The organism is Anabaena azotica FACHB-119, from assembly GCF_014697625.1.
Lineage (GTDB): Bacteria > Cyanobacteriota > Cyanobacteriia > Cyanobacteriales > Nostocaceae > Trichormus > Trichormus azoticus_A.
In genome coordinates, this window is record NZ_JACJSG010000028.1 from 96,086 (window position 1) to 103,395 (window position 7,310).

General features: G+C 41.6%; 6 protein-coding genes and 1 pseudogene. 4 read left to right on the top strand and 3 right to left on the bottom strand.

Going from position 1 to position 7,310, the window contains the following annotated elements; translation table 11 throughout:
• Positions 1–103: 103 nt before the first annotated feature.
• Positions 104–1,057: a DUF4365 domain-containing protein gene (locus tag H6G83_RS20195; protein ID WP_190475580.1), complete on the top strand. Its 954-nt coding sequence runs from the start codon at positions 104–106 to the stop codon at positions 1,055–1,057.
• 223 nt (positions 1,058–1,280) lie between these two features.
• On the opposite strand, the gene H6G83_RS20200 is transcribed toward H6G83_RS20195, so the two are convergent.
• From H6G83_RS20200 to H6G83_RS20210, 3 genes and pseudogenes are all read right to left on the bottom strand, one after another.
• Positions 1,281–2,837, bottom strand: a complete 1,557-nt coding sequence (locus H6G83_RS20200; RefSeq protein ID WP_190475581.1) for an AAA-like domain-containing protein — start codon at positions 2,835–2,837, stop codon at positions 1,281–1,283.
• Between the two features lie 236 nt (positions 2,838–3,073).
• Positions 3,074–3,583: pseudogene (locus H6G83_RS20205) on the bottom strand (nickel-dependent hydrogenase large subunit); the annotation flags it as partial.
• A gap of 193 nt (positions 3,584–3,776) precedes the next feature.
• The gene (locus H6G83_RS20210; protein ID WP_190475582.1) at positions 3,777–4,739 is read right to left on the bottom strand and encodes a hydrogenase small subunit; all 963 of its coding nucleotides are present in this window, start codon (positions 4,737–4,739) and stop codon (positions 3,777–3,779) included.
• 910 nt (positions 4,740–5,649) lie between these two features.
• Here H6G83_RS20210 and H6G83_RS20215 point away from each other — a divergent pair.
• The 3 genes from H6G83_RS20215 (at position 5,650) to H6G83_RS20225 (ending at position 7,196) form a co-directional block, all read left to right on the top strand.
• A complete protein-coding gene (locus tag H6G83_RS20215) occupies positions 5,650–5,889 on the top strand; it encodes a hypothetical protein (protein WP_242044709.1) in 240 nt (79 codons plus the stop codon).
• A gap of 8 nt (positions 5,890–5,897) precedes the next feature.
• Positions 5,898–6,122, top strand: a complete 225-nt coding sequence (locus tag H6G83_RS20220) for a hypothetical protein (RefSeq protein WP_190475583.1) — start codon at positions 5,898–5,900, stop codon at positions 6,120–6,122.
• 99 nt (positions 6,123–6,221) lie between these two features.
• Positions 6,222–7,196 (top strand): tetratricopeptide repeat protein, encoded by a 975-nt coding sequence (locus H6G83_RS20225; protein ID WP_190475584.1) that lies wholly within the window; start codon positions 6,222–6,224, stop codon positions 7,194–7,196.
• Positions 7,197–7,310: the final 114 nt, after the last annotated feature.

Genomic DNA, 7,310 nt, shown 5'->3' on the forward strand with positions numbered 1-7,310 from the left:
CGCAGCCTTCTCAGAGAGTGCGGAGTGAACTAATTGCCAAAACTCTGTGATTGCTCGTAAATTAAAGCTGAGTTAAGATTGTGAGAAAACCTCTAGCACCGTAATGACCAAATTACCTAAACGCACTAAGTCTCAAAAGATTGGTGCAAGTGCGGCCGATCTACTCAGTTCTGTTTTTGCTGAATTTTGTAACGTTATTCCTGTCCCTCAAGAGAGGGATCTCGGCATCGACTTTATCTGTGAAATTATGCAGGAGGAACACCCAACAGGAAAGTTGTTTAATATTCAGTGTAAAGGGAAAGCAGAATGTAAAGTAGAAAGTAATTCAATTACAATTCCTATTAAAGTTCCAACCCTCAATTATTGGTTGCTTCAACCAAATCCAACATTCTTAATTGTCGTTGATTGTCAAAACGGTTTGTTTTATTGGTCTTTCCCACAGGATTTTCTCAGTTCACTTAATAAAAATTGGCAAAAACAACAAAAAGTATCAATTCCAGTTCCTATCCAAAATCTATTTAGGCAAGATATAAAAATCTTACCCGCACAAATAGTTTCAATAGTTAATTCACAAGCATCTGCTACGCCTAAAAATGGCGATTATCTTGGAACATTGACACTTGGAGATGCCATAAATAGAGCAGCTATTGATTATGGATTATGTGTGCTTAGTTCACCCTTCCATCGCCCTTTTCAGTATATGGGGATGTCTATCGCGGATGCGGCAAGGGCAGTCGGAGGTAACCCCAATAAAGTAGGCAATATTATCGTTGACTCTGAGCAAGCTCATATGCTGTTAGAGGCAGAAGGAAACTTTATTAATTATGTAGATATTGAGCTAAAAAAGACTGCGCCTTGGAGTCAGAGCCGACCTTTTAATTCTGAGGCAATTTTAGGAGTACTTAGTATTAACCCAGCCGAGTTAGAACTAGCTCGTAAACAGACACACTTCCACACATATTACGATCACAAGAGAAAGTTAAAGATTGGTGTATCCTGTCAGTATGATGGCGCACCATTATCTGTAGGATTTAGCAGCAAATATTATGGGGCGTAACGTAAATAATATGTTGTGTTGTCTTGTATTCCAACTAATTCAGATTGATTTTTAGTGCGATCGCCTATCTTGTAGGATGCTTACTCTGCCGATAAATTCCTCTTAACGCACCAAGATTGTGAACTTTAAGCAAGCGATCGCAGCTTAGAGGTGTTAGATTTGCCGTTCAACATATTTGAGAAAAGCGATCGCTCAAACAAACAAATCAATCATTACAAAACACTCAAGCCCGAATCACAGTAATCCGACGCTGATTTTGTGTCAGCACAACCTGAGTCGATAAACGTTCTTCCATTGGGAGGGCGTTTTTCCGCCTATCAAACACAAATAACCAACCAAAATCTAACCCCAAACGGGCTAAATAGGATTCTAATTGCTCAATACCCTCAGCTTGGGGGTCACGCTTTTTCTCCCGCCATACCTTTAACTCAATACCTAATATCACATCTTTGTAACGCAGACATAGATCCATTCTGTCACTACCAATTGCATATTCCCGTTCTAAGACTCCACCACCGTTAACAACACGATGCAAGAAAGCCATTAATACGATGTGGGGAGCGATTTCATGGTAGCTAGTGCTACCTAATAAAGGTTCCCCATGCTGTCGCCAAAACTTGAGAAATGCTGCCAGTAACGCATCTATATTTAACTCTCCTTCTGAAGTTAGCCAAGTTGGTGCAATCACTGGTAGGGAAGCCATTGGTGTCACTGTTAATACCCTGGGTAAAACTTCCCGATAAATGGGATTAGCAATGGTTAATCCACCTTGGGGGTGCATTTTACACAAACCCAAATCAATCACAAATTGAATGTCATCATTGGGTATATCCCCCAATTCCAAACCCGCTAATATCGGTTCAATAATTGCTTTTATCCTTGGTTCTCGTAAGCGTTCAGCTAAACTATCAAGATGAGTATCTTGACGAGCAATTAATATTTCTTTTGCTTGTAAAATATGTTCTTTGGTAATAGCAATACTTCTATCTTTCACCATTTTTTCCACAACTTCTTTAGCAAGGGCATTGACTAACCAAGGTTGTCCTTGGGTTAAATCAAAGGCTGTTGCTGTGGCTTCTGGGGTGAAAATTTGTCCTGTTTCTGATGTATGTTGTTGATATAGTTCTGCAACTTCTTCGGCATGAAAATTTCTCAGGGTAATGGAAGTGACTTTAATATTAAAAGGACTGGATGTATTTAATCTGTCACTACCACCGGATGCTACTTTATAATCCCGCACATCCCTTAAACCAATTAATCCCACCGATGAGGGAAAATTTTCTGGTCGGTTTGGGAAACCATCTCGTAATTGCCGCAATACTGAAATTAGTGTTTGGTCTTGTAGGGAATCGATTTCATCTATAAATAATACCAAAGGTCGAAGTAGAGCTTTTGACCAACCTTGTAAAAAAGCCTTGATTCTGTTTCCTGGTTCTTCGTTTTTCCATTGTTTAACAGGTGGTTGCAATTCATTAGATAAGCGGATAGAAATCGTATCATACCAAGTTCCCAAAATCGCTAATTCTGCCGCACCTGGGTCATGATTAAAAGCACTTCCTACCTCTACCGATACCATGACTGCTGCATAACGTCCTATGGCGGTAAGTTGCTGTGCTAAAGCTAACATTGCTGTGGTTTTCCCCGTTTGTCGCGGTGCATGAAGGACAAAATAACTTTCTTGTTCAATCAGCAATGATAAGTCCGGGAGACGACTTGTGGCTGAGATGGTGTAGTGTTTTTCAGGGTTACACGGGCCTGCAATGTTGAACCAGCGAGGCATGGGATTTTGGCAGTTAGCGGACACTTTGAGTTTAGACGATTTTGGAGTTGGGGGGAGGCGATGTAGGGAAAAGTTAGGTAAAGCCTGAGAAAAGCAAATAACTTTTAGTAGATAAAAATAAATGGATTTATGATATTGCTGGAGTGGGTTTATTGCCTAATTTAAGGAAAAATAAGGGAATCATTCCATCTATACTTGCAAATCCTTAATATATAAGCAATTTCTTAATTTATTTCCATATAACTGCTGTGGGGCCATTGACCGCCTAATAAGGCGTAGATTTCTACGGGTTTTGCAGATATGGTAACACCGAGTTCGTAGGATTTACCTGTGAAGGCGGCGAAGCGGCGGACGGCTTCATCGTAGAAGCGGCTACTACGGTATTTTTTGTTGGTTAAGTCAATGGCGAATAAGCCATAAAAGTAGCGGGGGATACTTTGGATAGTTTCGACGATTTGACCGAGGTTTCTGGCTAAAATGGCGTTGCGGGGGACTTCTGTATTCCAGGCTGTATCTAACGCCCAGGATGCAGAAGTGAGGTGAGAACCACCGCAGATACCGCAGATACGGGGCGTAACAATTAATCCGGCTTGGGGGTCTTTGCCGCGTAAGATGACTTCAAAGCCGCGAAATAGTTCGGCGTGTGTCCAAGCGTTAACTACTTGTCCATCGGCAATTTCCACGCGAACATCTAAGTCACCCTCGACTCTGCCGACGGGCGAAATGTCTAATGTTTGTCTTCTCATAATTATTTGTCCATAGTCAAAGGTCAATAGTCAACAGTCAATAGTCAACAGTCATTAGTCAACAGTCAACAGTCATTAGTCAACAGTCATTAGTCAACAGTCATTGATCACAACAGCTATGGACTATTGACTATGGACTATTGACTATGGACTATTGACTATGGACTATTGACTATGGACTATTGACTCTTGACTAAATTGTGAAAAAGTCTTCTTCTGCCCATGCTGGTGCTGCATCTTTGGCGACCATTGTCAAGAGGGCGTAGTCTTTCTTCTTAACTCCTGGGGGTAGTTCTTTGGGAACTCCCATGACGGTTTGGGTTTTAAATACAGTTCCCGGTTTGAGGTCGAAGAAGGGAAATTCTGGTTCTGTGCAACCTAAACAGGGCATTCCGGCGCGGGTTTTGGAGGAGACGCGGTTCCAGAGGATGCGGTTGCAAGATGAGTGAGTCATGGGGCCACGACAACCTAAGTCGTAGAATAAACAGCCTTTACGTTGTCCGAACTCGGCGGTTGTGGCTTTGTAGGCGAAGTGGACGTTACGAGAACAACCTGTTTGGGTAAAGGTGTTGAAGAAGGTTTGTGGACGGTTGAGTGAGTCGAGGGCGATGTCGGCTATACGTCCGGTGGCGATCGCAACTAATATCTGCGTAATCCAATCAGGGTGGGCTGGACATCCGGGTATATTAATTACTGGTAAGCCGGCTTTGGATTTGTAATCTTTACCTAAGAAGCCGCCTTCTTTACGTTTGAGAAATTGCAACCCTTGGGATTCGCTGGGGTTGGGTTCCATTGCGGGGATTCCTCCCCAGGTGGCGCAGTCTCCCACGGCGACGACGAATTTAGCAGCTTTTGACAGGTCGTTTAGCCAATCTTTCATCGGGCGATCGGCAAATCTGTTCCATTCGCCTGTGCCGTTGGGGGCATTTACTACGCTGCCTTCAAAGACTAATATATCTAAAGGTGTTTTGCCTAAGATGCAGTCCCATAGTAAGGTTTGTAAGCGATCGCCTAGTTCTAATCCCAATGAGGGATGCCAAAGTACCTTAATGCCAAAATCAGCAATTAAATCGCAGACTGTCGGTTCTTCGGCATTGAGAAAAGACATGGTGTTGCCCGAACAAGCACCACCTTGCAGCCAGAGTACGTTAGTCATTGGCTATATTTTTGTTTATTGTTTATCAGGTATGATGCAGGTGTTTACGCTTGTAGAGTCGCACCTGTTGCAGAAGGTTTACTTGTTATAGCAGGTGACAGGTGACAGGTGACAGTTCAAGAAGGCAGGAGGCAGAAGGCAGAGGGCAGGAGGAACCAATTGGAAGGGGATTGTGACCCCTCCCAATTGGAAGCTCCCAATCAAAGATTTGGGAGGGGCTTGTGACCCTTACTCCTTTCAGTCGTGGGCAGAGGGCAGGAGACATTCCTCCTGCCTCCTGCCTCCTGCCCTCTGCCTTTTCCGGTGACAGGTGACAGGTGATAGAGTTAAAAGCCTTTTGCTGTCTCAGTTTTTTCCTGATGTCTTAACTGTCTTGGCTATTACTATACAATAAGGTTTTTTTTAACTTATTTTTATTTAATTAAATAAAAATTAATATTTAATTAAAAATAAAATAATAGTTATGTTTGGGTGTTTGGTTATTTTTCTCACAGATTTTAGTTAGGAAATATGATTTTTTTAAACGCAGAGGGGCGCAGAGGTTTTACTAGTTTTATTGGGGAGGTATTTAGTACGTTGGGAAGTTAAGAGAGGTAATCGAGGTTAGTCTAATTGGTGTGGTATTTGTCCTAGAGATTAACTGATAACTGATAACTGATAACTGAATAGATATATATACTGAAGAATTTTCTTGATAAATTGTTATATATTAAATTTAGTAAAATATTGTGGAGAAAGTGGTAACTGAGCTTTAGGTAAAAATCTCCACTGTTAAGTTTGGGAATTGTTATTGAGTTCTGTTGGTCTATATCACAAATCATCAAAAGTTGTACTAACAGTAGATACAGGCGGATAGAAAATAATTTTTCCCTGACAAATCACTAGTTGCACTTCAAGAAGGAAAGAGAAAATGGAAGAATTTCTCAATAATATGGTATTTGGAGACGTAACTTTAGTAACGGGATTATTGTGGTTACTAATAGCTAGTCTAATATCAATGGTTGGTGGTGCTATTGGTGGCATGATGTTAGCTGGCAAAGAAATCGGTTATTCTTTCTCAGCAATGTTAGGTGCTTTATTCGCCCCCGCAGGCACAATTCCTACCCTGGTTTTAGGGTTTATTGCGTTAAACTTTTTGAGTGGTTTTTAGGAGACAATATGATAGAAATAGGTTGGTATTCTGTTAAGTTATTCTTAAAGGGTAAGCTAATCAGAGACCCTTTACATTTTCTCCAGCAAACCCTCATCGCTGTTACTGTGGGTTTGTTAGTATTCATTTTACTAGCACAGGCAGCAATTCCTTTATGTATTCCAGTAACTCTATCTAGCTTAACCACAGGGTTAATGATGCCCTTCCTCCTCAAAGACTTCAAAATGAAGTGATGAAACCTCCGTGTTCCTCTGCGTTTAATTAAACCACAGAGACACAGAGGCACAGAGGAAATATTTGTTTAGTAAATTAGTCCTTTTAAATAATATTAAATGACACCAAGCATTACAGATTCAACAGTCAAAGCTGCATTAGCCGCTATTACATCGGAGTCAGCAACAACTGAAGAAAAAATTCAGATGTTGATTGAATTGGCGCAAGGTTTGCAGAAAAAACCAAAAACTCCTGAAGATTTGTGGAATGCTGTGGAGTTATATCGACAAGCCCAGAAAATGTGCGGTGTCGATTATCCGCTATGGAAAGCGCGATCGCAAGCCGGGATGGCTGGGGTGTTAAAATCAATTCCTGATGCTGGGGCGGAATTACTGTTGCAAGCTAAGGCTGGTTATGAGGAGGCTTTACCAATTCTCTTACAGTTAGCTGGGGCGGAGGAAACCGCAGAAGCACAGATGAATTTAGGGTTGGTGTTACAGTCGCTTGTACCGTTTAATTTGGCGCGGATAAGCGATAGTATTGCGGCTTATCAAGAGGCGTTGCAGGTGTTTACCTGTGAGAATTATCCTCAAGAATACGCGATTTTGTCTAATAATATTGCGATCGCCTACCTGTCGATGTCGGGTAGTGCGGAACAGCAAAACCTCTGTGAAGCCTTGGCTATACAGACTTTTGCATCTGCACTCAAGCATATTAATATCATTGAACATCCCAGGGAATATGCGATGTTGCAAAATAATCTGGGTAATGCTTGGCAATATTTACCGAGTTCCCATCCTGTCGAGAATAATTTGCGAGCGATCGCCGCTTATAATGAAGCGTTAAAGGTGCGAAATTGTCAAGATACCCCTTTGGAGTATGCTAACACAATTGCGAACAAAGCGAACGCCTTATTTAATTTACCCGATGACCCAGAAAAACCAGAGTTAGGTAATCGGCAAAACCTTTTACAAGCGCGTGATTACTATCAACAAGCTGGGGAAATATTCAGTCAACATCAACAAGCAGAACAAGCAGCAGCAGTTGCCCAAGCGTTGCAGGAAGTCGCGGCGGAAATTGCAGTGGAGAGTTGACAGTTATCAGTTATCAGTTATCAGTTATCAGTTATCAGTTATCAGTTATCAGTTATCAGTTATCAGTTATCAGTTATCAGTTATCAGTTATCAGTTATCAGTTATCAGTTATCA